This is a genomic window from Pseudomonas sp. B14-6, from assembly GCF_013260315.1.
Lineage (GTDB): Bacteria > Pseudomonadota > Gammaproteobacteria > Pseudomonadales > Pseudomonadaceae > Aquipseudomonas > Aquipseudomonas mandelii.
This window is the reverse complement of record NZ_CP053929.1, coordinates 3,783,694-3,809,223: the sequence shown is the minus strand read 5'-3', so window position 1 is coordinate 3,809,223 and position 25,530 is coordinate 3,783,694. Positions and strand designations below refer to the sequence as shown.

The following is a 25,530-nucleotide window of genomic DNA, read 5'->3' as shown; positions in this document are numbered from 1 at the left end:
CGCAATCAGTTCTGGGAAGGAGTCATGCACGCGGCGTTCAACATGCCGACGCTGATGGCCACGGCTGCCACGTAGATGCCCGCCGCGATTTCACCTTTCTTGATGCGCTCGGAGGTGCCTTTGAGCACCAGGCTGGTCACCAGAAATGCCAGCAATTGAACGAGGGCTGCAATGACCGCCCAGACCACGAAGTCGAGGATGCTGATCGAGTACGCAATCACGTTGCTCGCCGGAATGGCGAAACCGATGATGGCCCCGCCGAGGGCGATCGCAGCGGCTACGTTGCCGGAACGGATCAGTTCGAATTCCTTGTGCGGGGTGATGCGGGTGTAGATGAACTGGAACAGTGCGAACAATACCGCGGCGCCGAGGATGTACGAAACAAACCCGAACACGGCGGCTTTGTTCAAGGAGATAGAGAGTGCTTCTAGCATGGACTGCTTCCTTTTTTAGAACGTATTCAGGTCGGTTGTGTACAGCGAAATGCCCAGCGACGTGCTCAAGCTGATGGTGCCTTCGGCGTCTTCCTCAACGGAAAACAGCAGGAATTCCCGGCGGTCGGTCAGGCCGGTTTCGCGGGCGTACAGCATCGAACGGTGCTCGATGCCGTAGGACTCCTCCGGGTTTTTCAGCTGCTCGCTCAACGCCACCAATTCTGTCTGGCCATCCTCGGTGCCCCATTCGCGGGTGTATTCGACGCCGTTGTGGGTGTAGGTCGGCAGCCCGATCAGGCTTTGCGGACCGGCCAATCGGCGCAACTCCGCTTCACTGCTGATGGTGATGTAGCTGAGGTAATTGAACAGGATCACCGACTCAACCTGCCCGGCGATTTCGCCGGTGGTATGCACCTGCAGCCAGTAGTCTTCCTCGTTCATGTAGTAGCGTGACAGCCAGGTCGACTGCCCGAGATCGACGGTGCCGTTGCTCCAGATCTGCTGCGAGCCCGGGATGGTCACCGTGGTGTTGCCGTCGAGCAACAATTTCAGGGTGGTGTCGAACATCACGCCTTTGCCCAGTGCCAGGTCCAGCGGACCGGTGACGGGCAGGGATTCGCTGGCGGTCCATTTCGACTCTGTCGTCGCGTTCGGGGCCTCAAGCCCCATCAACTGTTTAAACCATCCCATTGGAGATTTCCTTGAGGCGAGTGGAGGCGATGTAGAAGAGCTCGCCGCCCTCAACGCGTGTGGCGCCGGGCGGGTTGATCGACGGTTGTCGGGCGCCTTTGGCGCGATAGCCGATGAGCGTGGCGTTGTGATGTTCTTTCATCCGTGTGTACAGATCGCCAAACGTCGCTTCAAAGGCCTCGGGCAGTTTCATCAGGTATTGAGTGGCGCCCTGGCCCACGCACAGCAGTTCATTGATGACCGCTGACGAGCCCGGATCCTGCGAGGCGCGCACCAACATCTCGATGGCCATGCTGGAAGTGCATTCCAGGCTGGGCGCGTAGGCGCTGGCGAGCGCAGCGATTTCACTGTCATTGAAGTGGGCGACCACATGCCCGACAGGCTGCAGTTGATTGACCGCCAGCACGGTGGCCAGGGTCAGGTCGTCTGAATGGGTTCGCACCAGAACGCGCTCGGCACCGGGAACGCCCGCGCGCAGCAACAAGGCCACGGAGGACAGGCTTTCACCTTTGATGAAGCTCGCTTTGCCCGGCATCGGGTTTTCTTCAAGGGTGCAATCGCAAATGACGATCAGGTTGTCGTTCGAGGTTTCGTCCTGGAGCAACAACTCAATGACCCGTTCGCTGGACGCGCCTTCCCAGCCGATGAGAACCGTATGGCCGACCTTGCCGGTGAAATCGCCTTTGCCCTTCATGCCTTTTCTCCATGCATCGATGACGCTGCTGGTGGTTTTGCCGATGGCTGCCGTCAGCAGCGCAATGCCCCGAGCATGACCCAGGTGGCCACGAATATCCGTCCCGCCGCTGTCTGCGGCGCGAGATCGCCATAACCGACGGTGAGTGTGGTGGTCAGATAGAAGTAAGTAAACGTGGCGGGCGCGGTGAGGTGTTGTTCGCCCAGTAACACCAGGCCCAGATACGCCGTGGTCAGGTGTACGCCCAAGGCAATGACCAGGCCTGCCCAGCCGAAACGGTGGAAGAGGGACGAGGCATACATGCGCAATAAAAGGAAAATCGACATTTCGTCCCTGACTCCGTGGGTACTTGTTCCTGGCGACGTCATCGCCTCGGCGTCTGACTGCGCAAGTGCGTTCAGCCGGCGGCATTAAACCTGTTGCGCGGCGCCGAGAAAAGTACCTTGGCTGCAATAAATCCGGCGAGTGCACCAAACAGATGGCCTTCGAAGGAAACACCCTGGCGAGGCAGGAAGCCAAAAATCAGACCGCCGTAGAGCAGGGCCACGACGCCGGCTGTTATCAGGTTGCCCCAGCTCCTGTGGAACCAGGCGCGGGACAAGAGGTATGCCCACAGTCCGAACACCCAGCCGCTGGCGCCGATGTGTACGCCTGCAAAGCCGAACAGCCAGACCAGCGCGCCGCCCAGCAGAATAATGATCGCGCTGACCGCAATGAACCGGTTGAGTCCTTCGATGATGACCAGGGTACCCAGAATCAAAAAGGCAATCAGGTTCGCGCTCAGGTGCGCAAAAGAGGCGTGCAGGAAAGGCGAGGTGATGATGCCGAGCAGACCGTGCACGGTTCTCGGGATCAAACCGAAGGCCATGAGGCTGTAGCCGGTCGCGACGTTGAACAGTTGCAACGCGACCATGAAGAGCGCCAGGCCTGCGATTGTCTTGAAACCCTTCAGGGCATCCATCCTTGACCTCGACAGTTGAATGTCTGTCAGTTCAGCGCATTCCATGTGGGAGCGAGCCTGCTCGCGAAGGGGGAGTGTCAGTCGACATCAATGTTTTCTGACAAACCGCAATCGCTAGCAGGCTAGTTCCCACAGGTTATGCGTTCGACTCGAGAGTCGGTTATTCGGCCGATTTTTGCTTCAGGCGCTCCAGGATCGCATTGGCGCTGCCTGCGTCCGGGGTGATGCCAGCATCGCGCAGTTTGCGTTCCAGGTCAGTGCCCGTCGACGCATCGGCCAATTGGTCCTGGGCTTCCAGTTCAGCGGCGCGTTGCTGTTGCTTGGCCTGCAAACGGTTCAGCGTACCGACGGCGGTTTCCAGCTTGCCGTTGGCGCCGCCACTGGCAATCGAAGCGCTGACCTGGGCTTTCTGTACGCTTTCGCGCGCCTTGGCCATGTCCACTTGCTGGCGCAGGCTTTTGATGCGGCTTTCAGCCTTGGTGATGTCTTTGCGCATGTTTTCAGCGTAACCACCAAACTCGGTGGCCTGCTTTTGCTCGACGTCCAGCTCGTTGGTCAGGGTCGAAATGGCTTCGGCCACTTCCAGGGCCAGGTCTTCACGGTTGGCCTGGATGGCGGCCAGAGCCTTGGATTCCAGGTCCTTGATCTTGGCGTTGTACTCGCTGACGCGGTCAGCCGACAGTTTGTGCTTGGCCATGATGGTGACGAGCTCACGCTTGGCGTTGGCCAGGGCGCTGTCCGCATCGCGAATTTCCTGATCGAGGATGCGCAGGGCCTGTTGGTCGACGATCGATTCGCCGACTTCGTTGGCACCGCCACGCAGCGCGGTGAACAATTTGCTCCAGATGGACTGAGTCATTGGATATTTCCTGTTCCCGAATAATTAATTGAAGAAACGTTCGAAGGCTTCGCTGGCGCGCTGGACGTTGTCGACCAGGGTTTTGACCTCGGTCACGATGTTCGTCAGGCTGGAGTCGGAGCTCAGAGCGCCGAACATGTTGTAGACAATCTGCCCGTTCGGCATGGACTCGATACCGATCGAGGACAGCGGGAACATCTCCCGGCTGCGCAGCACGGCGTCATTGAAGGCCGGTACGTCATTGATGGACTCGATGTCGACCAGAACGGTGTCGACGATGATCTGTTCGCCCACCACCGCGATGTAAATCGGCAAGCCACCGAAGTCGTTCATTTCCAGCTTGATGCTGGACTCGGAGCCTTGAACGAGAGAAAGCGTGATGTCGTTTGAAACCACTTCGTCCAGGGCTTGAAGGGCGCTGAAGAGGCGGTCGATGTTCCAGTTTGTACCTGCGCTCATGTAATTCTCCGACATGAATGAGCCAGCCAGAATCGGTTGGCGAAGCTGTTTCTCCATCTGCTTGAGCAGGCTTCGGTTTTCGGGAAGCACCCAAGTCTCGTGTTTCACATAACCGGCGGCACCCAGGCCCGCGCGCATCTGCTTCATGTAAAAGCTCGATGGTTTTTTCGCGGACGGTTTGGAGCGCTCTCCCTTGCGGCTTGCCGAATCGGTATCGGGCCCTGTGGGAGGACTCGATGGAGAGCTGCTTTTCATGGGGCTGACCTCGTTGTGAAAAACTCACGCGTGAGAAACACTACAGGCAATTTTTGTCACGCTCAATAGCTCACGCGTGAGATTTTTTGTCATACATTTTCCGCTCCATGAAAAAGGCCCGCAGCGCTAAAACGCGGCGGGCCCTTTTTTGGAATTTGATCAATACGTTATGTGGTTAGTGGTTAGCCGCCAGGAATTCATCAGTGGAAATCACGCTCGCATAGGCGAAACCCAGGGCCGACATGAACGCGGCGTGAACGTGGGAGGCGGGCACCGTAACGCCGTTGAATTCCAGATCGCGTGAGGCGCAGGCGTCGTGGATCACCGTGACGGTGTAGCCAAAGTCCGCGGCTGCGCGGGTGATGCCGTCCACACACATGTGGCTCATGCTGCCAACAACCACCAATTCCTTGATGCCTTGCTCGTCGAGGATCGATTTCAGTTCGGTTTCACGAAACGAGTTGACGAAGTGCTTGAGCACCACCGGCTCCTCGGCACGGTTCAGAACTTTGGGGTGCAGCTTCGCGCCTTCGGAACCCGGGGTGAAGAAGGGGGCTTCTTCGGAGGTGAATTCGTGGCGGATGTGCACCACCGAATCACCCGCGTCGCGAAACGCTTTGAGCAGACGGGCGGCGTTGTCGGCGGCAGCGTCGGCGCCGACCAGCGGCCACTTGCCTTGAGGAAAGTAGTCGTTTTGGATATCAACTACGATGAGTGCTTGCTTGGCCATGCCTGATTCCTCGAAATGTGTGGGTTGGGCGTGGAAAGAAGTATTGTCTGTGGCAGGCCTTCCGAGGATTGGCCGCACCGACAATAGAAGGGGGAAAACTGACAATGGACGCAGAAAGGGCAATCGTCGAACTCGGCGTGCTGATTTATCCCGGCGCGCAGATGGCGGCGGTGCACGGGTTGACGGACCTGTTCGGGGTGGCGAACCGGATTGCCGCCGAGCATCAGGCTGCGCAATTGCCGCTGCTGCGGGTCAGCCATTGGCAAGTTGATGGCGAGCAGGCGCCCGAGCGGGTGTACGACAGTCATCCCGGGCCCGAGCGCGCCTTGGTGGCGGTGTTGATTCCGCCATCGATTGCCGGATTTTCCGAAGGTCAGGCACCGCAGGCGTTGATCCACTGGATGCGTCAGCAACACGCCCGGGGCGCGACCCTCGGCGGCGTCTGCGTGGGCTCGATTCTACTGGCGGAAAGCGGCTTGCTCGACGGCCGCAGCGCCACCACCCACTGGACCTCGGCCAAAACCTTCGCCGAGCGTTACCCGGCCATCAAGCTTAAGGCCGATACCCCTATCGTCGACGACGGCGACCTGATCACCACCGCCGGGTTGATGGCCTGGTCCGAGTTGGGATTGCGCCTGGTCGACCGCCTGCTCGGCCCGAGCATTGCCACCGGCACTGCGCGTTTTCTGGTGGTGGAACACAGCGACAGCGCGAGTGAGTGCGGCAGCAATTTTTCACCGATTCTCAGCCACGGGGATGCTTCGATTCTCAAGGTTCAGCACTGGCTGCAAAGCACCGGGGCCACCGATGTATCGCTGACGGCGATGGCCGAGCGGGCGGGGCTGGAAGAGCGCACGTTCCTGCGCCGTTTCCGTGCAGCGACCGGGTTGAAACCCACCGAGTACTGCCAGCATCTGCGGGTCGGCAAGGCGCGGGAAATGCTTGAATTCACCAACGGCACCATCGATCACATTGCGTGGACCGTGGGTTATCAAGACCCCAGTGCGTTTCGCGCGACCTTCAAGAAAATCACCGGGCTGGCGCCAAGTGATTACCGGGCGCGGTTTGGCGTGACGCCGGGTGCAGCTGTCGCGCGGTAGCCAGATCACCGCCAAGCCAAATGTGGGAGCGAGCCTGCTCGCGAAGGCGCAATGTCAGTGACTTAGATGCAGGCTGACCCACGCCGAATTCTCGAGCAGGCTCTCTCCCGCATTGGCTCAGTGCAAGGCTTGGATCGTGCAAAATGCAGGGGTGGAGAAACCCTTCGTGCAGAATAAAACAGGCTCAGTGCCATCACCTTCGTAGCAACTGCCTGATTTGAAACCCGTTTCTATCCAACCCTCGATGGCTTGATCTCTGCACCCCTTCAACTACATTCATCAAAAGCCGATTGAAGGGGGACGCATGACCCCAACAAACCGCAAGAAACTGGTAGTCGCCCACTCAATCCGCCCCGAGGCGCCCCAGCACGAAGTCGACACCAATCACGCGCTGGCCCGTTGGCTGGCGCACATCCTGGGGCTCAAGTTCGGTGGCAGCTACGACCCCGGACTTCACAAGGCCCGAGATCTTTATCTCTTGCCGACCCAGACCCTGGTCGGCGTCGCTGCCGCCCGGGCATTGGGCGTCACCGGGCCGGAAGATCTGTGGGGCGGTTACGTCGACCACGATTTCATCTGCACCAAAGCCATCAGCCACGGGTTGCGCAATAAACATGCGCACGCCCCGCAAGGCTGGTCTCCGTTGTTTTCCGAACGTGTGCGCAACGTCGTGCTCGATGGCCTCAGCGTGTTCTCGCTCGACGATGCGCGGCCGGCCGCAGAGCATTTGCTTTACACCGGCCCGATCCGCATCAAGCCGATTCATGCCTGCGCCGGACGTGGACAGGAAGTGATCAAAAGCCTCGACCAGTTCGACGAAGTTCTGGCTCGCCCCGATGCCAGGGCACTGTTCAGCGAAGGCGTGGTGCTTGAACAGGATCTCGACAACGTCGTCACCCACAGTGTTGGCCAGAGTTTTATCGGCGATAAGGTGCTGAGTTATTGCGGTGATCAATACTTGACCGAAGACGGTCAGGGCGAGCAGGTTTATGGAGGTTCCAATCTGCTGGTGGTGCAGGGGTATTACGAAGACCTGCTGAAACTGGACCTGCCTGACGATGTGCAACTGGCGATCCGGCAAGCGCAAGTGTTCGACAGCGCCGCGGACGAGGCCTATCCCGGTTTTTACGCCTCGCGCCGCAACTATGACATCGCCCAAGGCCTGGACAGCAGTGGCAAACAGCGCAGCGGCGTGCTCGAACAGTCCTGGCGCATGGGCGGTGCCAGCAGCGCCGAAGTGGCCGCGTTGCAGAGCTTCGTCAACAACCCGGGGATGCGCGCGATTCGCGTGTCTTCAGTGGAAACCTACATCGACCAACCGCTGCCGCCGGACGCCATTGAGGTGTATCGCGGGCCCGCGGAAAACAGTGACTTTCTTCTCAAGTACGTGACGGTCAAATCCTATGACGGCTAGAAGCGAAACCATTCAGATCGACATCGACGATGAACAGATGAGCGGGACCTTTCTGAGCCCCAAATCGAAAGTCCCCGGCGTGTTGTTTGTGCACGGTTGGGGCGGCAGCCAGGAGCGGGACCTGGAGCGGGCCAAAGGCATCGCCGGTCTGGGATGCGTGTGCCTGACGTTCGACTTGCGCGGGCACACCGGCGGCACCGGCATCCCGCTTACTCGCGTAACGCGCGAAGACAACCTGCGCGACCTGCTGGCGGCTTACGACCGCTTGCTCGCCCACCCGGCGCTCGACACCTCCGCCATTGCGGTGGTCGGCACCAGTTATGGCGGTTATCTGGCCTCGATACTGACTTCATTGCGCCCGGTGCGCTGGCTGGCGCTGCGGGTGCCGGCGCTGTATCGCGACGATCAATGGCATACGCCCAAGCGTGAGCTGGATAAGGCTGATTTACGCGATTACCGCAACACGCTGGTACGCGCCGACAGCAATCGTGCGCTGCATGCGTGCTCGCAATTCACCGGGGATGTGCTGCTCGTGGAGTCCGAGACCGACGACTATGTGCCTCACGCGACGATCATGAGCTACCGCGCTGCGTGCCAGCAGACGCATTCGCTGACGCACCGGATCATTGACGGCGCCGACCACGCGTTGAGCGAGCCGGTGTCGCAACAGGCCTACACCTCGATCCTGGTGGACTGGATTACCGAGATGGTCGTGGGTGAGCGGTTGAGCATTATTCAGTCGAAATGAGTGGTGGGTTTGCGGACGCTTTCGAAGGCTTGCCCGCGAAAGCGTCATCCGCCTCCCCAACAATCTCAGGAAGGTTTCTTGGCAATCCGCAGCGACTTCACCTTGGCCTCCACCACCAGATACATCACCAACGTAATCAGCAACGGCAAGATGAAATAGATCGCCCGATAAGCCAGCAACCCCGCCACCAGGCTCCCCCGCGACGCTTCATGTTGCAGCAGTGCCACAAACACCGCCTCCAACACACCCAACCCGGCCGGAATGTGCGTAATCACCCCGGCAATCGCACTGATCAGCAACACGCCCAGCACCAATGGGTAATCCAGCTTGTTAGGCAGCAACGTGAAGATCACCGCCGCCATCAGCGACCAGTTCAGCGCTCCGAGGGCCAGTTGCAGCATCGCCATGCGCAAGGACGGCAGGTTGATTTCCACCCCGCGTATCGCCCATTCCCGACGTTTGGAGAACTGGCACGCCGCCAGATATCCCGCGCTCACCAGGAGTAACAACACGCCCACAACTTGCAAGGCACCGCTGCTCAACTTCCAGCCCGGCGGCATTCTGACCAGTCCGCTGCTGAACACGGCGCCCGCAATCACCATGTAGCCGAACCAGTTGGTCGCCAGGCTCAGCCCGAGGATTTTCGCGATGTTGCTTTTGCTCACCCCTAGCCGCGAATACAGGCGATAACGCATGGCAATCCCGCCGACCCACGCGCTCAGGTTCAGGTTGAAGGCGTAGCTGATGATCCCCACCGGCAGGATCTGTTTCCAGGTCAGGTCCTGGCGGATGTAGGTGCGGCCGATCAGATCAAAACAGGCATACACCAGAAAACTCACCAGCGTCAGGCCGGACGCAATGATCAGCGTGCGCACCTTGAAATTGGCCAGGGTGTGGAACACTTCGTCCCATTCGATGCGCTGGGCAAGCATCGTCAACAGCACGATCAGCGCCAGGAAAAACAGCATCGTCAGCGGTTTTTTCCAGCGGCTCCAGCGTGTCTTCTTTTCCGGGACAGGTGTTGTGCTGCCGTCTTGAGGTGCCGAGTGCGCTTCAACGCGGTTCATGGTGGTCACTCCCGGCCGGATGGGTGAAGGGTTTCAGGCGTGGTTTATGCGCAGGCAGCCAACCGGCCCATGCCGGGAAGTGACGCAGGAAGTGAAACACCAGAAAGCCGACGGTCATGTGCCAGATCCTTCCGCGCGGCGACGTGTCCGCTGACATGGCTTTGCAGTGGTTATTGCTCAGCACCTCAAGCCGTTCGAACAGATCTTGGTTGAAGGCTCGGTCGCGGATCAACACGTTGGCTTCCAGGTTCATCGACAGGCTTAACGGGTCGAGATTGCTTGAGCCGACGGTGCTCCAGTCCTCATCCACCAGCGCGACTTTGCCGTGCAGCGGGCGTTCGCAATATTCGAAGATCTGCACGCCCGACTTGAGCAAATAGTCGTAGGTCATGCGCGCAGCCAGTTTGGCCACCATCATGTCCGGTTGCCCCTGCAGAATCAGGCGCACGTCGACGCCACGACGAGCGGCGTTGCGGATTTCGCGCAGCAAGCGATAGCCCGGAAAGAAATAGGCGTTGGCGATCACGACCCGGCGTTGGGCGCTACGCAGCACCTGAAGGTAAACCTCTTCGATATCCGTCCGGTGGTCACCGTTGTCGCGGTACACCAGGCGAACCTGGCCGTCGTGGTCGCTGAAGGCCAGTTCCGAGCGTCGCTGCCGGCGGCGTTGCCACCAGTATTTGGCGCGGGCCGGGCGGCCACATTGCAGCAGCGCGAAGTGATGGATATCGGCCACCGCCGGGCCTTGCACTTCAACCGAGTAATCCTGCTTGGCCTCGGGGCCGAAATCGGCCAGATGGTCGGCAGAAAAGTTGATCCCGCCGATGAACGCAATCGTGCCGTCCACCACCACGATCTTACGGTGCAGGCGTCGGAACCAGTTGGTGCGGATCCCCAGAAGCTTGGGCGCCGGATCGAATATTTGCAGGCGAACGCCGGCCTCGCTCAACGTTGCGAGATAGCCGTTGCTCAACTCGCCACAGCCAAACCCGTCGAGGCTGACGGTGACCCGTACACCGCGTTGCGCGGCTTCGACCAGCACTTGCTGCAGCTCGTTGCCGACCTTGTCCTCGAACACAATGAAGGTTTCAAGGAGTATTTCAGTCTTGGCCTGGCGCATGGCCTCAAACACCCGCGGGAAATAGGCTTCGCCGTTTTCCAGCATTTCCACGAGGTTGTTGCCCTGCCAGCCGTATTCGACGTCGACCACGCCGGGCTCACGCACCGGCGGGGTAGTCGGCACGTGTTCAACGGTGGCTTTTTCCATCGGGGCGCTGCTCATAGCTCGATCTCCACCGACAGCGGTGCGTGGTCGGAAAGGTGTGACCAGGGACGTGCCGCCAGCACTTGCGGACGGCTGGCCTTGAGGTTGCGCACATAGATGCGGTCCAGGCGTAGCGCTGGGAGTCGCGCTGGAAAACTGCGCGCCGGTTTGCCGTGGTGCTCGGCGAATACCTCGCGCAGGCCACAGGGCTTGAGCAAGGCGTCGGCCCGTAGGCGCCAATCGTTGAAATCACCGGCGACAATCACCGGGGCGTCGACCGGAAGGTCTTCGAGGCGTCGCGCCAGCAACTTCAGTTGTTCCGTGCGGTGGCTCTCACGCAGCCCCAGATGCACGCAGATGGCGTGCACTTCCTGGCCATCGCCCGGCAGGCGCAGCACGCAATGCAGGATGCCGCGGTTCTCATGGCCGCTGATCGAGACGTCGAGGTTGTCATGGCGAATGATCTGGAACTTCGACAGCAGCGCATTACCGTGATCACCCGCCGGGTACACCGCGTTGCGGCCATAGGCAAATTGTGGCCACAGGGTGTCGGCGAGGAATTCGTACTGCGGCATCGTCGGCCAGTTGCTGTAGCGCTGCGGATGGTCCTCGTGGGTGCCGTGGACTTCCTGCAAAAACACCACATCGGCAGACACACTGCGCACCGCTTCGCGCAATTCCGGCAGGATGAAACGCCGATTGAGCGCGGTGAACCCCTTGTGGGTGTTGACCGTCAGTACGGTGAAACGGCGCACGGCGGTGATGACGGGTTGCTGTTCGTCGGTACTGCCGACCGGTTCGGAAATACTCATGACAGCACTCCTTCGGCGACCGGTTCACCGGGACGGGTGGCGAGGTCTTTGTCGAGGTGGAAGTGCTCAAGCAAGCGCCGCGCATCGAAAGGCGCGCGGACTTTGATGTCGTTGTCGAAATAGCAGAACACTTCCCGGGACTTGCGTGCTTTCGGCTTTTGCCCAGGTGCAATCAACTGCGGATCGGCCGGTTGCTGGCCATGGTTCCAGACGTCGATCCGTTCGCCCCAGCGTTCCAGCGCCTCAGGGGTGTAGCCGCTGGCGTAGAGTTCTTCGGCACCGTGCAGGCGCAGATAGACGAAATCACTGGTGACGTCTTCGCGGTACGGCCATTTTCCGGCGGTATCGGCGATAACCAAGGCCACGTTGTAGCGCTTGAGCAGGCGCACGAACGCTGGATCAATAAAGCTCTCGTTTCTGATTTCAACGGCGTGGCGCAGGGGCTTTTTCTTGTACGCCTTCATGCTGGCGGGGCCGTGCAGGTGCGAATCGTGCTGGCGGGCAAGGGCGGCTGCTTGCTGGGTGTCGTGGGGTAATTGCTTGAGGAAGCTTTCGAACAACTCGACATCGAATTTGAAGTTGGGCGGAAACTGCCAGAGGATCGGGCCGAGTTTCTCTTTCAGCTCCAGGATCCCGGAGGCAAAGAAATTCGCCAGCGGTGTATGAATGTCCCGCAGACGCTTGATGTGGGTGATGAAACGTGGGGCTTTGACGCTGAACACGAAGTCCGCCGGGGTTTCGGCGTACCACTGGGCGTAACGCTCAGGCCGTTGCAGGGCGTAAAACGATCCATTGATTTCGATGCTGTTGACCGCCCGGGACGCAAATTGCAATTCGCGCTTCTGGGTCAGCCCCTTCGGGTAGAAACCTCCCCGCCAGGGTGTGTAGCGCCAGCCTGAAATGCCAATGTGAATCGCCGCCATGTCGCCTCCCGTCTAATGGTCCTCGGTTGCCTCTGTCTTTTGATGACCGTGGGGCAACCGAGAAAGTTTCGACGGGGCTACGGACGGTGGTTCCGGAAAACCATACCGACCTTCTGTGGGGTTAGTGTCCGGCGACGATGCGGGTCGTGCTTTCGGCGTAGACCGGGCCGAGTCGGTCAAGACGTCCACTCCACGCCGTCAGCGCCAACGCCACCAACACCACCAGCCCGCCAATCCAGGCGGTATGGATCAGGCCCATGTGAGCCACGATCAAGCCGCCACCCCACGCGCCACCGGCAATGCCAAGGTTGAAGGCCGCGATGTTCAGCCCCGACGCCACGTCCACCGCATGTGGGGTGTGATGTTCGGCTTGACGCACCACATAGACTTGCAGCCCCGGCACGTTACCGAACGCGACTGCGCCCCAGACCAGCACGGTAGCCAGCGCCAGCCATGGGTTGCCAGCGGTAAAGGTCAACACGAACAGCACCGCCGCGAGCAAGGCAAAGATGATTTTCAGGGCGCTGATCGGGCCGTGCTTGTCCGCCAGTTTGCCGCCCCAGATGTTGCCGACCGCCACCGAGATGCCGTAGACCAGCAACACCAGGCTGACCGTGCTGGCGCTGAAGCCGGAGATGTCCTGGAGAATCGGCGCCAGGAAGGTAAAAGCGATGAACGAGCCGCCGTAACCGACCGCGGTCATGGCGTACACCAGCAGCAGACGTGGCTGCTTGAGCACCTGCAATTGCTGCAACAGCGAAGCCGGTTTGCTGTGGGCGATGTTTTTCGGCACGTAGAGCAGGCTGCCGATAAAGGCGATCACGCCCAGGGCGGACACGGCGAGGAAGGTTTCACGCCAGCCGAAATGCTGACCGATGAAGGTTCCCAGCGGTACGCCGGTGACCAGCGCCACGGTCAGGCCGGTGAACATGATAGCGATCGCACTGGCGGCTTTTTCCTTTGGCACCAGGCTGGTGGCGATGGTCGAGCCAATCGAGAAAAACACCCCGTGGGCGAGGCCGGTGACGATCCGCGCCAGGATCAGCGATTCGTAGCTGGGGGCTTTCCAGGCCAGCAGGTTGCCAAGGGTGAACAGCACCATCAGCGACAACAGCAGCAATTTGCGCGGGACTTTGCCGGTGAGGGCGGTCAGCACCGGGGCGCCAATGGCGACGCCCAGGGCGTAGAGACTGACCAGCAGGCCGGCGGACGGCAGGCTGACGCCGAGGTCGGCGCCGATGGTGGGTAACAGGCCAACGATGACGAACTCGGTCGTCCCGATGGCGAAGGCGCTGAGGGTCAGCGCGAGCAAGGCAATGGGCATGACTGCAACTCCGGTGGGTTTGATTGATGGAGCGCAGTGTCGGGGTTTGGGTTGTGCGGAAAAATAGAGGGGTGGGCATTTGATATTTGCGTGCAGGTCAAATATCTCGCGGGCAAATGAAACCCTGTGGCGAGGGAGCTTGCTCCCGCTCGGCTGCGCAGCAGTCGCAAATGCCATATCGCACGCTGTATCTGAGGAGCCAGGTTTGCAGGTTTTGGGGGGCGCTTCGCACCCCAGCGGGAGCAAGCTCCCTCGCCACAGGGGAACTTGCTGGCCGTTATCTCGCGGGCAAAACCGAACTTGCCCGCCATTTCCCGATCAGTTCCTTACAGACCCTTCCCAAGGAGCTTCCCGTTTTGCTCAAGTTCAAGACCGCGATACTGCTGGGGGCGTTGCTGTTTCTGGGCAGCAACGAGTTGGAAGCCGTCACGCTGCCGGGTATTCCCGCCGCTGCCGAGGAGCCTGCTACGCCTGAACCGTTGGTCCAGGGCGGCCTGCTCGGGGCCATCAGCTCCAGCATCGACGACGTTCAGGACAAGCTCGACCTCAACGAAGACCTGGTCGATGCCTGGCGCCTGCGGGCGGACCGGGCGGCGAATGAGGTGGACAAACTGGTCAATCGACCTTCTAACCGTTCCGGCTGGAGCGTGATTGGCGACTTCCTGATGCTGTCCGGCGTCTGGCTCGGCAGCTTTGCCTTGCTCACCGTGCTCGGCGGGATACTCGCCAAACGCTTGAATCGGGGCCGCTTTCTGCGAACGCGCCAGCGCAGTCAGGATCTGCTCAATTATGTGTTGCCTTACACGCTACCGGCCCTGATTTGCCTGCCATTGACCCTTTACGTCAGCCATTTCCTGCCTGCCTCGGTGGGCCGTGCGCTGGCGCTGTGTTTCGCCTACGCCACCAGCAGCGGCATTTTTTCGACCTCGATGCTGCTCTGCGTGATTGTCATGTTCAACACCGGCCACAAGCGCACGGCAGTGCAGATCATCCGCGATTTCTGCCCACGACCGCTGTTCCTGATCGGTTTCCTTGCCGCGCTCAGCGATGCGCTGACCAGCCCGCAGATCGCCCGGCAACTGGGCGGCAACATCACCAGCAGCGCTGCCGTGCTCACCGGTTTTTTCGTCTCGATCATCTTCGGCTTATTGGTGATTCGATTGAGGCGCCCGGTGGCGCATCTGATCCGTAACCGGCCCCTGGCCCAGCGCCTCAAACAGCCGTCGCTGCAAGAATCCCTGCGGATCTTTTCCGGGCTCTGGTACTGGCCGATCCTGCTGATGGTGATGGTCTCGGCGATCAACCTGCTCGGCGTCGGCGATGACAATCAGAAGGCGCTGCGCTGTGCGTTGTTCACCACTATCCTGCTGATTGCCACGGTGTTTCTCAGCACGATTTTCCAGCACATGTTCAAGTCGCGTCAGGTTGAAGCGATCCAGCGCAGCAGCGCTTACAAGGAGCGTTTTCTCAGTCTGCTGCATGCGCTGCTACGAATCATCATGGCCGTGGCTTTCATCGAAATCCTTGGGCGGATCTGGGGCGTGTCGCTGTTCGAATTCGCCGAGCAAAACAAGGTAGGGCGGGCGATCAGTGATTCGTTGAGCAGCATGGGGCTGATCTTTCTGGTGACCTGGTTGCTGTGGGTGGTGCTCGATACGGCGATCCAGGAAGCGCTGAAACCGCCGGTCAACAAACGCACGACGCAGCCAAGTACGCGGGTAAAAACCATCCTGCCGCTGCTGCGCAACGCGATCAAAATCATCCTGGTGGTGATCTGCGCAATTACCACCATGGCCAACCTTGGGATCAACGTTGCGCCGTTGCTGGCGGGTGCCGGGGTGGTCGGCCTGGCCATCGGTTTTGGTTCGCAGCAATTGGTGCAGGACGTGATCACCGGGTTGTTCATCATCATCGAAGACACGCTGTCGATCGGCGACTGGGTGGTGCTCGACTCCGGCCATGCCGGGACGGTCGAAGGCCTGACCATCCGCACCTTGCGCCTGCGGGACGGCAAGGGTTTCGTGCACTCGGTGCCGTTCGGGCAGATCAAGGCCGTGACCAACCAATCGCGGCAGTTTGCCTATGCGTTTTTCTCGGTGCAGTTCACCTACGACACCGATGTCGACAAAGCGATCGAACTGATCCGTGAGGCGGGGGATTCGATCCGCGAGGACGCGTTTCTCAAGTACAACCTGCAAGGGCCGCTGGATGTGTTTGGCGTCGACAAAATGGACCTCAACGGCGTGGTGCTGACGGCGCAGTTCCGCACGGTGTCGGGGGGCAATATGCGGTGAGCCGGGCATTTAACCAACGGTTGAAGAAGCTTGTGGATAACAGCCCGTGCGTGCATTTCGCGCAGACTTATCCACAGCAGGTTTTGATGCCGAGGCAGGCGATGGCCGGGCAGGAAGACGACGGGCCGGCGCCGGAGAATTCGCCGGTGTTGTTACCGGATCAGCCGCGTACTCAATAACACCGCAAACCTTGTAGGCGCGAGGCTTGCCCGCGAAGGGCGCACCGCGGTGTATCAGTAGAACCGTGTCTTCGTTCTTCGCGGGCAAGCCTCGCGCCTACAGGGGATTGTGGCGGATCAGCTTGCTGTGTAATTCAGCAGCCGATTGCTGATCCAGCTCGACCCAGAAAACCTGCTTGCCGGCAATCTCGGCCGCCGCCGGCAACCCATCCCGATACACCAGCCGATTACTCGCCAACGCCGGCACCTTCGCTCCGGGCAGTAGCGTCCCGGCAAGGTTCAGCGGATCAACCCCGCACACCGCGATCAAACTCCCGTCATGCGGCCGGCGCCGGACTTCGCGCAGCAATGGAATGGCCTCAGGCAACGCAAATTGCTCGCCAGCCAAACCGCTGACAAACCGTCCACCGCGAATCTCCCCCCTAGCCTCCAGCCGATGGAACGTGCGCAGCAATTCCCGCCAACTCGGCAACCAATCCGCTTCCCGTTCCAGCAAGCGCCAGAACACCACGCCGTAGCGTCTCAGCAACGTCATGGCGATGTGTTCCAGGGTGTCGCTCGGCGTCGGCGTCGGGCGCTTGTTATCCACAACCGGCGCGGCAGGACCACGTCGCAGCAAGGCCCAGCGCCCGGCATCGTCCATCCCGCCGACAAACGCCCCACGCCCACGTCGGCTGCTGCGGTTCTGTCGCTTGCTGGCCGGGGTGATCAGCGCTCGCAGGCCGGCGAAACTGTCGGCGTTCACCAGTCCGGCGCCGACCAGTTCCTGCAAGGCGATTTCTAGCTCGGTGCGCAGCAGGTGCGCCTCGTGAATCAGCTCATCGAAAAACAGCGCGCCATGTTGGCTGAGTGCTTCGTAGACCTTTTGCGTCTTGGGCGACAGTTCGCTGACCGGGGTCTGCTCGGTCAGGCTGCTCCACAACCCGACCTGGCTGCGCGGTAGCAGCAGAATCGGTGTACTGCGCAACGCCGTGCCGGCCGTCTTGTTGCGCGCGGTCAGGCGGGTCCAGACTAGCTTGCCGCTGCGGCACAGGTCGTCCAGCCAACTTGCCGAATAGCCTTTGATCCGCATCGGCAGAATGTCGCTGTCCCAGGCTGAAGCGGCAGCGGGATAGCCTTCGAACTGCGCGACGATGGCCGGCAGCACCGCGTTGCCCTGGCCTTGCGTCGCGGCGGACAAGTGCTGCCAGTCGAACAGAAAGCGCATGAAATCCTGCAACGCCACCGGCTCGATTTCCCGCCGCAGACGCTTGACCGTGTAGCGATGAATCCGCGCCAACAGGTGCCGCTCACACCATTCGTCCTCGATGGCGCCAGGGGTGAATTGACCACGCAGCACATAACCTTCGCGCTCCAGTTGCGCCAGCGCTTGGGTGACTTCAATGGCCGGCAATCCCAAAGGTTCGGCAATCGCTTGCAACGGCAGTGGGCCAAACGCACTGAGCCGCGCGCGAATCACTTCCAGCACGGCTTCGTCCGTTTCCCAGACCTCATCAAATCCCGGTAGCGCCTCCAGCGGAGGCAGCAAATCTGCCTGTGGATAAATCGCCCGCAGGCAGGTCAGACGCTCCAACGCCAACCACAGCGATTGCCCGGCATTGAGCTGCAAACGGCTGGTGCGACCGCTTGCAGCGAGGACGTTGAGCCAGTCGAGCCAATGCGCATTGGCCTGTGCCTCGGCATCGGTGATGCACGCCAGGCTCATCAAGGCTTCGTGCATTTCATCGACGCCCGTCGGGGCTGGCCAGGCTTCGTCGCGCACCGCTTGAATCGCTTCGGCATCCAGCGCACCGAGGTCGTCGGTGGACTGCGGGTCGGTCCAGCGCCGGTTGAGCACCGCTTGGGTGCGGCGTTCTTCCAGCGGCGCATCGTCGAGAAAGGTATAGGGGCGGGCGCTGAGGATTTCTGCTGCCAGCGGCGAGGGCGCCGGCAAATCGCGGCTGATCAGTCGGACATCGCCGCTTTCCATACGCCGCAAGAGTGCCAGCCAGCCTTCGCTGTCCATGGCCTCGTGCAGGCAATCGTCGAGGGTTTGCTCCACCAGCGGATGCTCGGGCACTTCGCGTTCACCGGCGAGGTTTTCCACGCAGGCAATCTGATCGGGAAACACGCTGGCGATCAGGTCTTCGCTTTTCATGCGCTGGATCTGCGGCGCGACTTTGCGCCCTCCGGTGTAACGCGGCAGCGCCAGTGCGACCCCGGCGTTCCAGCGCCAGCGCACGCCGAACAGCGGCGCATCGAGTATCGCCTGGATCAACAGGTGCTCGGCGGTGTTGCTGTGAACGTAGCGCCAAACGTCGTCGAGTTCGAAGCTGTGGCTGGTGGACAGCGACAGCACGATTGCGTCTTCGCTGGCGGCGGCCTGCAATTCGAAGTTGAAGGTGCGGCAGAACCGCTTGCGCAAGGCCAGGCCCCAGGCGCGGTTGATGCGACTGCCGAACGGCGAGTGGATGATCAATTGCGTGCCGCCGGATTCGTCGAAAAACCGTTCCATCAGCAGCGTGTCTTGTGAGGGCAGGGCGCCCAATGTCAGGCGTGCGCGGGCCAGGTAATCCACCAACTGCTCGGCGCTGGCGAGGTTCAGGCCGAGGGTGTCGGTCAGCCAGTCGATGGCCGGTTGCAAGTCGCCCGGAGTGGCGCCGAGCAGGTCATCGAGCTGCGCTTGCAGGCGCGCGACGGCGAATGACAGTTCAGCGCTGCGTCCCGGTGCTTCCCCAAGCCAGAACGGAATGGTCGGCGGCTGGCCCTGAGCATCTTCGACCCGGACCTTGCCGGTTTCGACGCGCAGGATCCGGTACGACGTATTGCCCAACTGGAAGATATCCCCGGCGATGCTTTCCACGGCAAAGTCTTCGTTGACGCTGCCGATGTTCAGCCCCTGAGGCTCCAGCAGCACGCTGTAATCGGCATTGTCCGGAATCGTTCCGCCGCTGGTCACCGCCGTCAGTTTGCTGCCCCGACGACCGCGCAACGTGCGGGTCACGGCGTCGCGGTGCAGGTAGGCGCTGCGAATCCCCTGGCGACCGTTGTAGCCCTCGGCGAGCATGTTCAGCAGCGCCTGGTAATGCTTTTCGTCGAGGTCGGCGTAGGGCGAGGCTTTGCGGAACATCTCCAGTAAGGCCTGCTCCTGCCATTCCTGGCAGCTGACTTCGGCGATGATCTGCTGCGCCAAGACATCCAGCGGCGCCTTGGGAATCTGCAGGGTGTCGAGTTCGCCACGGCGCACGCAGTCGAGCAGGGCGGCGCATTCGATCAAGTCATCTCGGGTGGTGGCGAACAAACGGCCCTTGGGCGTGCCGCCGACCTGGTGCCCGGAGCGGCCGACCCGTTGCAGAAAACCGGCAATCGAGCGCGGAGAGGCGATCTGGCACACCAGGTCGACGTCGCCTATGTCGATCCCCAGTTCCAGCGAGGCCGTGGCGATCAGCACTTGCAGCTCGCCGCGCTTGAGCCGCTGTTCCGCGTCGAGGCGAAACTCCTTGGCCAGGCTGCCGTGGTGAGCGGCGACGGCCTCCTTGCCGAGGCGTTCGCTCAAGTGCCGGCTCAGGCGCTCGGCCAGGCGTCGGGTGTTGACGAAAATCAGCGTGGTGCGGTGTTCGCGGGCAAGGGCGGCGAGGCGGTCGTAGACCCGTTCCCAGACATCGTTGGCCATCACTGCCGAGAGCGGCACTGGCGGCACTTCGATGTCCAGATCCCGTGGGCGGGCGTGGCCGATGTCGATGATTTCGCACTCGCGGTCACGGCCCACAAGGAAGCGCGAGACCGCTTCGATGGGTTTTTGCGTGGCAGACAGGCCTATCCGCATCAGCGGGACCGCGCACAGCGCCTGCAGTCGTTCGAGGCTCAAGGCCAAATGGCTGCCGCGTTTGCTGGCGGCGATGGCGTGGATTTCGTCGACGATCACCGTGCGCGTGGTACCGAGCATCTGCCGGCCGGAATCGGAACCAAGCAGCACGTAAAGGGATTCCGGGGTGGTCACCAGAATGTGCGGTGCCGTTCGGCGCATGGACGAGCGGTCTTTTTGCGGCGTATCGCCAGTGCGCACGGCGGTGTTGATCTGCAATTCGGGCAGGCCCATGACGCGCAATTGCTCGGTGATGCCGGCCAGCGGGTTTTGCAGGTTGATCTGGATGTCGTTGGACAGGGCTTTGAGCGGTGAGACGTAGACCACCAGGGTTTCGTCAGGCAACCCGCCTTCATTTTCCAGGCCGCGATGGACCAAGTCGTCAATGACCGCGAGGAAGGCCGTGAGGGTTTTGCCGGACCCGGTGGGCGCGGCGATCAGGGTCGAGCGGTGCTGACGGATCAACGGCCACGCCCGGGCCTGGGCGGCGGTGACCGTCGGGAAGGTATTGCTGAACCAGGCGCTGACGGCGGGGTGGAAGCCTGCCAGGGCCGCGTCCGTGGGGATGGGCAGATTCATTGGGTAATTTATGCGGGTGGGGGACTGAAGATGCAAGTACCGCTCAAGACCTTCATTGTTTCCAATGGCCTCATCGCGAGCAGGCTCGCTCCCACATTGGATTTGTGTGCGCCGCAGCCCCCTGTGGGAGCGAGCTTGCTCGCGATGGGGTCGGGACAGGCACCACAAATCCCGGGGATCTACACTTTACGGATGACGGTTGCGCACTAAACCCGCAAAATGCAACGATTCCGGCAACTATCAACGACATCGCCCACGGGCGCTGTCGATAAAGCCATCGTTCCAATCAGACTGGGCCTGCTGACTCTATGCGAATGCGCCTTATGTTACTGGGCGGCGGAAATGCCCTTGGGCAGGCGCTGATTCGCCTCGGTGCGGAGGAAGACATCGGTTTCCTCGCCCCCCGCCCACCGCAAGACGGCTGGGATGCCGCGAGCCTGACGCAACTGCTCGACGACACCCGCCCGGACGCGTTGATCAATCTCGCCTACTACTTCGACTGGTTTCAGGCGGAGACGGTTAGCGAACAGCGCCTGGCCGGGCAGGAGCGGGCGATCGAGCGTCTGGCCGAACTGTGCCAGCACCACAACATCGTGCTGCTGCAACCGTCGAGCTATCGCGTGTTCGACGGCTCCCGGGCGACCGCCTACAGCGAAAAAGACGAACCGGTGCCATTGGGCTTGCGCGGCCAGGCCTTGTGGCGGATCGAACAAAGCGTGCGCGCTACCTGCCCGCAACACGTGCTGTTGCGTTTCGGCTGGCTGCTCGATGACAGCCCCGACGGCACTCTCGGGCGCTTCCTCGGTCGCGCCGAACAGCCTGAAGAATTGCTGATGGCCGACGACCGCCGGGGCAACCCGACTCCGGTCGACGACGCGGCGCGGGTGATCATTTCGGTACTCAAGCAGCTCGATTGTGCGGCGCCGCTGTGGGGCACCTATCATTACGCCGGGCATGAGGCGACCACGCCGCTGGCGCTGGGGCAGGCGATCCTGACCGAAGCCCGCAGCCTGCATCCGCTGGCCATCGAAGCGCCGACCGCCCAGGCTCACGCCGCGCGCCCGGACGCCGCCGAAGAGCCGCAACACGCGGTGCTGGCCTGCAAGAAAATACTGCACACCTTCGGAATCAAGCCCCGCGCCTGGCGCGCGGCACTCCCGGGCTTACTGGATAGGTTCTATCGCCATGGCTGACGGCCCTGTTTTAATCACCGGCGGCGCCGGTTTCATCGGCTCGCACCTGACCGATGCCTTGCTTGCCAAAGGCCATTCGGTGCGAATTCTTGATGACTTGTCCACCGGCAAACGCAGCAACCTGCCGCTGGACAATCCCAAGGTCGAACTCGTTGTGGGTGACGTCGCCGATGCTGCGCTGGTGGCCCAGGCCATGCTCGGTTGCAGCGCCGTGGCGCATCTGGCCGCGGTGGCGTCAGTGCAGGCCTCGGTGGACGATCCGGTGAAGACTCACCGCAGCAATTTCATCGGCTCGCTGAATGTCTGCGAAGCCATGCGTGAGGCTGGCGTCAAGCGAGTGCTGTACGCCTCCAGCGCGGCGGTCTACGGCAACAATGGCGAAGGCGAGTCGATCGATGAAGACACGCCCAAGGCGCCATTGACACCGTATGCGTCGGACAAACTGGCCAGCGAGTATTACTTCGATTTCTACCGTCGCCAGCATGGTCTGGAGCCGGTGATTTTCCGCTTCTTCAACATTTTCGGTCCGCGTCAGGATCCATCCTCGCCGTATTCCGGCGTGATCAGTATTTTCAGCGAACGCGCGCAGAAAGGCCTGCCGATCACCGTGTTTGGCGATGGCGAGCAGACACGCGATTTCGTCTACGTTGAAGATTTGGTGGATTTGTTGGTGCAAGCCATCGAGCAACCGCAGGTCGAAGTCGGCGCGGTCAATGTTGGCTGGAACCAGGCAACTTCTCTCAAGCAAATGCTTGAGGCGCTGGAGGTGGTGGTCGGTCAATTGCCCCCGGTGAGTTACGGCCCGGCACGTTCCGGTGACATCCGCCACTCGCGAGCGAACAATCGGCGGTTGCTGGAGCGGTTTACTTACCCTGAGCAGACGCCGATGAATGTTGGCTTGGCGCGGTTGTTGGGACGATAGATCGTTCCCACCACGGAGCGTGGGAACGATCATGAAAAAGGCGCCTTTCGAGGCGCCTTTTTTGGGTGTGTGGGTTTAGAACTTGTAACCCAGGCCAACCATGTAAATGAACGGGTCGACGTCCACATCGACCTTGGCACGAGTACCCGGCGCCACGGCGTTGTTTTCCACGGTCGCCGTGGTGTCGATGTCGATGTAGCGCACCTGGGCGTTGAGCATGATGTTGTCGGTGATCATGTAGTCAGCACCAACCTGAAACGCCATGCCCCAAGAGTTATCCGCCTTGAAATTGCTGAAGCCGTTGGCTTGTGCTTCGCTGCCGACGTGCTCGTCGTAGATCCAGGTGTAGTTGATGCCGGCGCCGACATATGGCTGGAATACAGACTTCGCGTCCAGTGGGTAGTACACAACGCTCAGGGTTGGCGGCAGGTGTTTCAGGGTGCCGAGTTTGCCGTTGGCTGCGCCCAGGGCGGTGCCTTTGAGCTTCACGTCATGCTCGAATGGCGAGGCGGCGAGCAGTTCGATCCCCCAGTGGCTGTCGATCATGTAAGCGAAGTTCAGACCCAGTTGCGTGTCGCTGCTCATGGTCGCCTTGCCACCCAGGTCGGCGCCGGCCAGAGGGCCTTGATCGACCTTGACGCTGGAGCTGTCGGCTTTCGGGTTGACGGTGATTGCACCGGCACGAACCAGGATGTCACCGGCTTCGTGGGCGTAAGCGAGCGGGGCTGCGAGCGCGACGGCAAACAGCGAAGCGCTGAGCAAGGACTTGTGCATAGGAGCTCCAAAGGACGTTAAAAATATTCGATGTCCAATGGTACGGAGGCGTCTGATACGGTCTTTTGACTCAGCTCAATGAAACAGTGATGGCCTTGTTTTTGTTGTGCGGCAGATGGCCTCATCGCGAGCAGGCTCGCTCCCACAGAGATTTGGTGATCCCCTGTGGTAGCAAGCCTGCTCGCGATAGCTATCGATCAAGCAATACAGAATCGCCGGATTCACTCCGGCAATTCATACACGTAAATCTTGTCCGCCTCCATCTGATACCCCGCGTCCGCCAACTCGCTGGTCGACGCTTTGACCTGCAACGCGCCCTCGATCCAGTACGGCTGATACAGCTCATCCAGCTTCACGCCCACTTCGCTTTTCACGTGCACGATCTGGTTCGACGGCGGTGGCGGCACATGGATGCAGGCGCCGAAATACGGCACCAGCAAAAACTCCGTGGTGCGACCTTCCTCGCTCACTTCCAGCGGCACGATGTAACCCGGCAAGCGAATGTTCTGCCCGTCGAGGTTTTTCACCACAGGTGCATTGGGCATGTCTTGTCTGGCGGCGGGCGCCGATTCCAGCGCGCTGCTCATCTGCGACAGGTCGTGCAGCGGTGTCATGTTCGGTACTTCCGGTGCGGCGTCCGGCGGGATCATTTCCGACCAGGTCAGCTCTTTCGGCTCGGCCGCCCACAGCGGCAGGGCGACCAGCATCAACAGCGCAAGCAGAGCGCGGGGCATCATTAACGTCCTCATAGTCGGATCGACAGGCCATCGGCCAGGGATTGGCGATACGCGCGCCACGCCGGCACGCTGCCCATCAGCAACGCGGCGATCAGGATGCCACCGAGCAGCGTCCATTCATACTCGCTGGGCCAGGCGAGTGGCAGGTACAAACCGTAATTGGCTTGCACATAGCCTTGGGCCAGGGCGATGCCCACATACAAAAGCCCCAGCCCGGCCATTACGCCGGCCAGCGCCAAGGCAAACGCCTCCAGCACCAGCAACGTCGCAATGTGCCAGGGCCGGGCGCCGACCGAGCGCAGAATCGCCATCTCGCGCCGTCGTTCGTTGAGGCTGGTGAGAATCGCCGTGAGCATGCCGATCAAACCGGTCAGCACCACAAACAGCGACACCACGAACAAGGCTTTTTCCGCCGTGCTCATCAAACTCCACAGCTCTTGCAGCGCCACACCGGGGAGGATCGCCAACATCGGCTCGCCACGGAATTCGTTGATCTCGCGCTGCACGGCGAACGTCGAAATCTTGCTGTTGAGGCCGAGCATGAAGGCGGTGATCGCTTGTGGCGTCAGGTCCATGTTGCGTGCCTGATCGGCGCTGATCCGGCCTTTGCCCTGGGCCGGCACGCCGTTGTGCCAGTCGACGTGAATCGCTTCCATGCCGCCGAGGCTGATGTGCAGCGTGCGGTCCACCGGGGTGCCGGTGCGTTTGAGAATGCCGACTACGGTGAACGGTTTGTCGTCGTGCTTGACCAGGCTGATCACTGCCACGCCGTGGGCCAGAACCAGTTTGTCGCCGAGTTTGTAATGCAGCGCATCGGCCACTTCGGCGCCGAGCACCACTTCGAACGGATCGCTGGCGAAGGCGCGGCCATCGGCCACTTCGAGGTGCTGTTGATGGCCGTATTGGTAGTGCTCGAAGTACGCCTCGGTGGTGCCCATCACGCGATAACCGCGATGGGAATCGCCGAGGGACATCGGGATCGCCCACTTCACTTTCGGGTTGTTGGCGAAGTGTTCGAAGCTGTCCCAACGAATGTTGTTGGTGGCGTTGCCGATGCGGAACACCGAGTACAGCAACAGGTTCACCGAACCGGAACGCGCGCCGACGATCAGGTCGGTGCCGCTGATGGTGCTGGCGAAACTGGCCTTGGCTTCGGTGCGCACCCGTTCCACGGCCAACAGCAGGCAGACCGACAGGGCAATGGCGAACGCGGTGAGGATCGCGGTAAAGCGGCGGTTAGCCAGGCTGGCCAGGGCTAGACGAAACAAATACAT

General features: G+C 61.1%; 20 protein-coding genes and 2 pseudogenes. 6 read left to right on the top strand and 16 right to left on the bottom strand.

The genetic code is table 11. The annotated features are described in order from the left end of the window. Window positions 1-5: 5 nt before the first annotated feature. From HP062_RS17465 to HP062_RS17435, 7 genes and pseudogenes are all read right to left on the bottom strand, one after another. Window positions 6-434, bottom strand: coding sequence for a DUF350 domain-containing protein (locus HP062_RS17465; RefSeq protein WP_010467290.1), 429 nt, complete (start codon window positions 432-434; stop codon window positions 6-8). A 15-nt stretch (window positions 435-449) separates the two neighbouring features. After that, window positions 450-1,124 (bottom strand): DUF2491 family protein, encoded by a 675-nt coding sequence (locus HP062_RS17460; RefSeq protein ID WP_077749254.1) that lies wholly within the window; start codon window positions 1,122-1,124, stop codon window positions 450-452. Then, window positions 1,111-2,144, bottom strand: a pseudogene (locus HP062_RS17455) (ion channel). Before HP062_RS17455 ends, HP062_RS17460 begins: the two are co-directional and overlap by 14 nt. Before the next feature lie 71 nt (window positions 2,145-2,215). Continuing rightward, entirely contained in the window at window positions 2,216-2,779 is a 564-nt protein-coding gene (locus tag HP062_RS17450; RefSeq protein WP_077749252.1) for a rhomboid family intramembrane serine protease, read from the bottom strand. 160 nt (window positions 2,780-2,939) lie between these two features. Beyond that, complete coding sequence (locus HP062_RS17445) at window positions 2,940-3,638, bottom strand: PspA/IM30 family protein (RefSeq protein ID WP_010467296.1); 699 nt, start codon at window positions 3,636-3,638, stop codon at window positions 2,940-2,942. A gap of 24 nt (window positions 3,639-3,662) precedes the next feature. After that, the gene (locus HP062_RS17440; protein WP_010467297.1) at window positions 3,663-4,244 is read right to left on the bottom strand and encodes a YjfI family protein; all 582 of its coding nucleotides are present in this window, start codon (window positions 4,242-4,244) and stop codon (window positions 3,663-3,665) included. A gap of 283 nt (window positions 4,245-4,527) precedes the next feature. Then, complete coding sequence (locus tag HP062_RS17435; RefSeq protein WP_172791795.1) at window positions 4,528-5,082, bottom strand: cysteine hydrolase family protein; 555 nt, start codon at window positions 5,080-5,082, stop codon at window positions 4,528-4,530. A gap of 104 nt (window positions 5,083-5,186) precedes the next feature. Between HP062_RS17435 and HP062_RS17430 the strand changes: the two genes are divergently transcribed. The 3 genes from HP062_RS17430 to HP062_RS17420 all read left to right on the top strand — a co-directional run bounded on the left by HP062_RS17430 (window position 5,187) and on the right by HP062_RS17420 (window position 8,344). After that, entirely contained in the window at window positions 5,187-6,182 is a 996-nt protein-coding gene (locus tag HP062_RS17430) for a GlxA family transcriptional regulator (RefSeq protein ID WP_077749249.1), read from the top strand. 304 nt (window positions 6,183-6,486) lie between these two features. Beyond that, the gene (locus HP062_RS17425) at window positions 6,487-7,596 is read left to right on the top strand and encodes a DUF3182 family protein (protein WP_172791794.1); all 1,110 of its coding nucleotides are present in this window, start codon (window positions 6,487-6,489) and stop codon (window positions 7,594-7,596) included. Further along, the gene (locus tag HP062_RS17420; protein ID WP_010467301.1) at window positions 7,586-8,344 is read left to right on the top strand and encodes a S9 family peptidase; all 759 of its coding nucleotides are present in this window, start codon (window positions 7,586-7,588) and stop codon (window positions 8,342-8,344) included. The genes HP062_RS17425 and HP062_RS17420 overlap by 11 nt, the downstream gene beginning before the upstream one ends. A gap of 65 nt (window positions 8,345-8,409) precedes the next feature. Here the strand turns inward: HP062_RS17420 and HP062_RS17415 are convergent, their stop codons facing one another. The 5 genes from HP062_RS17415 to HP062_RS17395 form a co-directional block, all read right to left on the bottom strand. Further along, window positions 8,410-9,411: a lysylphosphatidylglycerol synthase domain-containing protein gene (locus HP062_RS17415; protein ID WP_172791793.1), complete on the bottom strand. Its 1,002-nt coding sequence runs from the start codon at window positions 9,409-9,411 to the stop codon at window positions 8,410-8,412. After that, window positions 9,398-10,693 (bottom strand): cardiolipin synthase ClsB, encoded by a 1,296-nt coding sequence (gene clsB / locus HP062_RS17410; protein ID WP_083375656.1) that lies wholly within the window; start codon window positions 10,691-10,693, stop codon window positions 9,398-9,400. The genes HP062_RS17415 and clsB overlap by 14 nt, the downstream gene beginning before the upstream one ends. Then, window positions 10,690-11,487 carry an endonuclease/exonuclease/phosphatase family protein gene (locus tag HP062_RS17405; RefSeq protein WP_172791792.1) on the bottom strand — a complete coding sequence of 266 codons (798 nt, stop codon included), beginning with the start codon at window positions 11,485-11,487 and terminating at the stop codon, window positions 10,690-10,692. Before HP062_RS17405 ends, clsB begins: the two co-directional genes overlap by 4 nt. Beyond that, window positions 11,484-12,410 (bottom strand): DUF72 domain-containing protein, encoded by a 927-nt coding sequence (locus HP062_RS17400; protein ID WP_172791791.1) that lies wholly within the window; start codon window positions 12,408-12,410, stop codon window positions 11,484-11,486. The genes HP062_RS17405 and HP062_RS17400 overlap by 4 nt, the downstream gene beginning before the upstream one ends. Before the next feature lie 121 nt (window positions 12,411-12,531). Beyond that, complete coding sequence (locus HP062_RS17395) at window positions 12,532-13,734, bottom strand: MFS transporter (protein ID WP_172791790.1); 1,203 nt, start codon at window positions 13,732-13,734, stop codon at window positions 12,532-12,534. Between the two features lie 356 nt (window positions 13,735-14,090). On the opposite strand from HP062_RS17395, the pseudogene HP062_RS17390 reads away from it, so the two are divergent. Continuing rightward, window positions 14,091-16,207, top strand: a pseudogene (locus tag HP062_RS17390) (mechanosensitive ion channel family protein). A gap of 97 nt (window positions 16,208-16,304) precedes the next feature. Here HP062_RS17390 and HP062_RS17385 read toward each other — a convergent pair. Further along, window positions 16,305-20,630 carry a DEAD/DEAH box helicase gene (locus tag HP062_RS17385; RefSeq protein WP_172791789.1) on the bottom strand — a complete coding sequence of 1,442 codons (4,326 nt, stop codon included), beginning with the start codon at window positions 20,628-20,630 and terminating at the stop codon, window positions 16,305-16,307. A gap of 308 nt (window positions 20,631-20,938) precedes the next feature. Here HP062_RS17385 and HP062_RS17380 point away from each other — a divergent pair, with 308 nt between their 5' ends. Further along, window positions 20,939-21,823 carry a sugar nucleotide-binding protein gene (locus HP062_RS17380; protein ID WP_010467310.1) on the top strand — a complete coding sequence of 295 codons (885 nt, stop codon included), beginning with the start codon at window positions 20,939-20,941 and terminating at the stop codon, window positions 21,821-21,823. Continuing rightward, a complete protein-coding gene (locus HP062_RS17375) occupies window positions 21,816-22,745 on the top strand; it encodes an NAD-dependent epimerase/dehydratase family protein (protein ID WP_172791788.1) in 930 nt (309 codons plus the stop codon). The genes HP062_RS17380 and HP062_RS17375 overlap by 8 nt, the downstream gene beginning before the upstream one ends. Before the next feature lie 75 nt (window positions 22,746-22,820). Here HP062_RS17375 and HP062_RS17370 read toward each other — a convergent pair whose 3' ends face one another. The 3 genes from HP062_RS17370 to HP062_RS17360 all read right to left on the bottom strand — a co-directional run bounded on the left by HP062_RS17370 (window position 22,821) and on the right by HP062_RS17360 (window position 25,530). After that, complete coding sequence (locus HP062_RS17370; RefSeq protein ID WP_172791787.1) at window positions 22,821-23,519, bottom strand: OmpW family protein; 699 nt, start codon at window positions 23,517-23,519, stop codon at window positions 22,821-22,823. A 221-nt stretch (window positions 23,520-23,740) separates the two neighbouring features. Next, window positions 23,741-24,253 carry a DUF3299 domain-containing protein gene (locus tag HP062_RS17365; protein ID WP_042932995.1) on the bottom strand — a complete coding sequence of 171 codons (513 nt, stop codon included), beginning with the start codon at window positions 24,251-24,253 and terminating at the stop codon, window positions 23,741-23,743. A gap of 11 nt (window positions 24,254-24,264) precedes the next feature. Continuing rightward, window positions 24,265-25,530 (bottom strand): ABC transporter permease, encoded by a 1,266-nt coding sequence (locus tag HP062_RS17360; RefSeq protein ID WP_102593808.1) that lies wholly within the window; start codon window positions 25,528-25,530, stop codon window positions 24,265-24,267.

Coding starts and splice junctions, on each gene's coding strand:
- HP062_RS17465 (WP_010467290.1), bottom strand. CDS start 434: ATGCTAGAAGCACTCTCTATCTCCTTGAACAAAGCCGCCGTGTTCGGG.
- HP062_RS17460 (WP_077749254.1), bottom strand. CDS start 1,124: ATGGGATGGTTTAAACAGTTGATGGGGCTTGAGGCCCCGAACGCGACG.
- HP062_RS17450 (WP_077749252.1), bottom strand. CDS start 2,779: ATGGATGCCCTGAAGGGTTTCAAGACAATCGCAGGCCTGGCGCTCTTC.
- HP062_RS17445 (WP_010467296.1), bottom strand. CDS start 3,638: ATGACTCAGTCCATCTGGAGCAAATTGTTCACCGCGCTGCGTGGCGGT.
- HP062_RS17440 (WP_010467297.1), bottom strand. CDS start 4,244: ATGAAGCAGATGCGCGCGGGCCTGGGTGCCGCCGGTTATGTGAAACAC.
- HP062_RS17435 (WP_172791795.1), bottom strand. CDS start 5,082: ATGGCCAAGCAAGCACTCATCGTAGTTGATATCCAAAACGACTACTTT.
- HP062_RS17430 (WP_077749249.1), top strand. CDS start 5,187: ATGGACGCAGAAAGGGCAATCGTCGAACTCGGCGTGCTGATTTATCCC.
- HP062_RS17425 (WP_172791794.1), top strand. CDS start 6,487: ATGACCCCAACAAACCGCAAGAAACTGGTAGTCGCCCACTCAATCCGC.
- HP062_RS17420 (WP_010467301.1), top strand. CDS start 7,586: ATGACGGCTAGAAGCGAAACCATTCAGATCGACATCGACGATGAACAG.
- HP062_RS17415 (WP_172791793.1), bottom strand. CDS start 9,411: ATGAACCGCGTTGAAGCGCACTCGGCACCTCAAGACGGCAGCACAACA.
- clsB (WP_083375656.1), bottom strand. CDS start 10,693: ATGAGCAGCGCCCCGATGGAAAAAGCCACCGTTGAACACGTGCCGACT.
- HP062_RS17405 (WP_172791792.1), bottom strand. CDS start 11,487: ATGAGTATTTCCGAACCGGTCGGCAGTACCGACGAACAGCAACCCGTC.
- HP062_RS17400 (WP_172791791.1), bottom strand. CDS start 12,410: ATGGCGGCGATTCACATTGGCATTTCAGGCTGGCGCTACACACCCTGG.
- HP062_RS17395 (WP_172791790.1), bottom strand. CDS start 13,734: ATGCCCATTGCCTTGCTCGCGCTGACCCTCAGCGCCTTCGCCATCGGG.
- HP062_RS17385 (WP_172791789.1), bottom strand. CDS start 20,630: ATGAATCTGCCCATCCCCACGGACGCGGCCCTGGCAGGCTTCCACCCC.
- HP062_RS17380 (WP_010467310.1), top strand. CDS start 20,939: ATGCGAATGCGCCTTATGTTACTGGGCGGCGGAAATGCCCTTGGGCAG.
- HP062_RS17375 (WP_172791788.1), top strand. CDS start 21,816: ATGGCTGACGGCCCTGTTTTAATCACCGGCGGCGCCGGTTTCATCGGC.
- HP062_RS17370 (WP_172791787.1), bottom strand. CDS start 23,519: ATGCACAAGTCCTTGCTCAGCGCTTCGCTGTTTGCCGTCGCGCTCGCA.
- HP062_RS17365 (WP_042932995.1), bottom strand. CDS start 24,253: ATGCCCCGCGCTCTGCTTGCGCTGTTGATGCTGGTCGCCCTGCCGCTG.
- HP062_RS17360 (WP_102593808.1), bottom strand. CDS start 25,530: ATGTATTTGTTTCGTCTAGCCCTGGCCAGCCTGGCTAACCGCCGCTTT.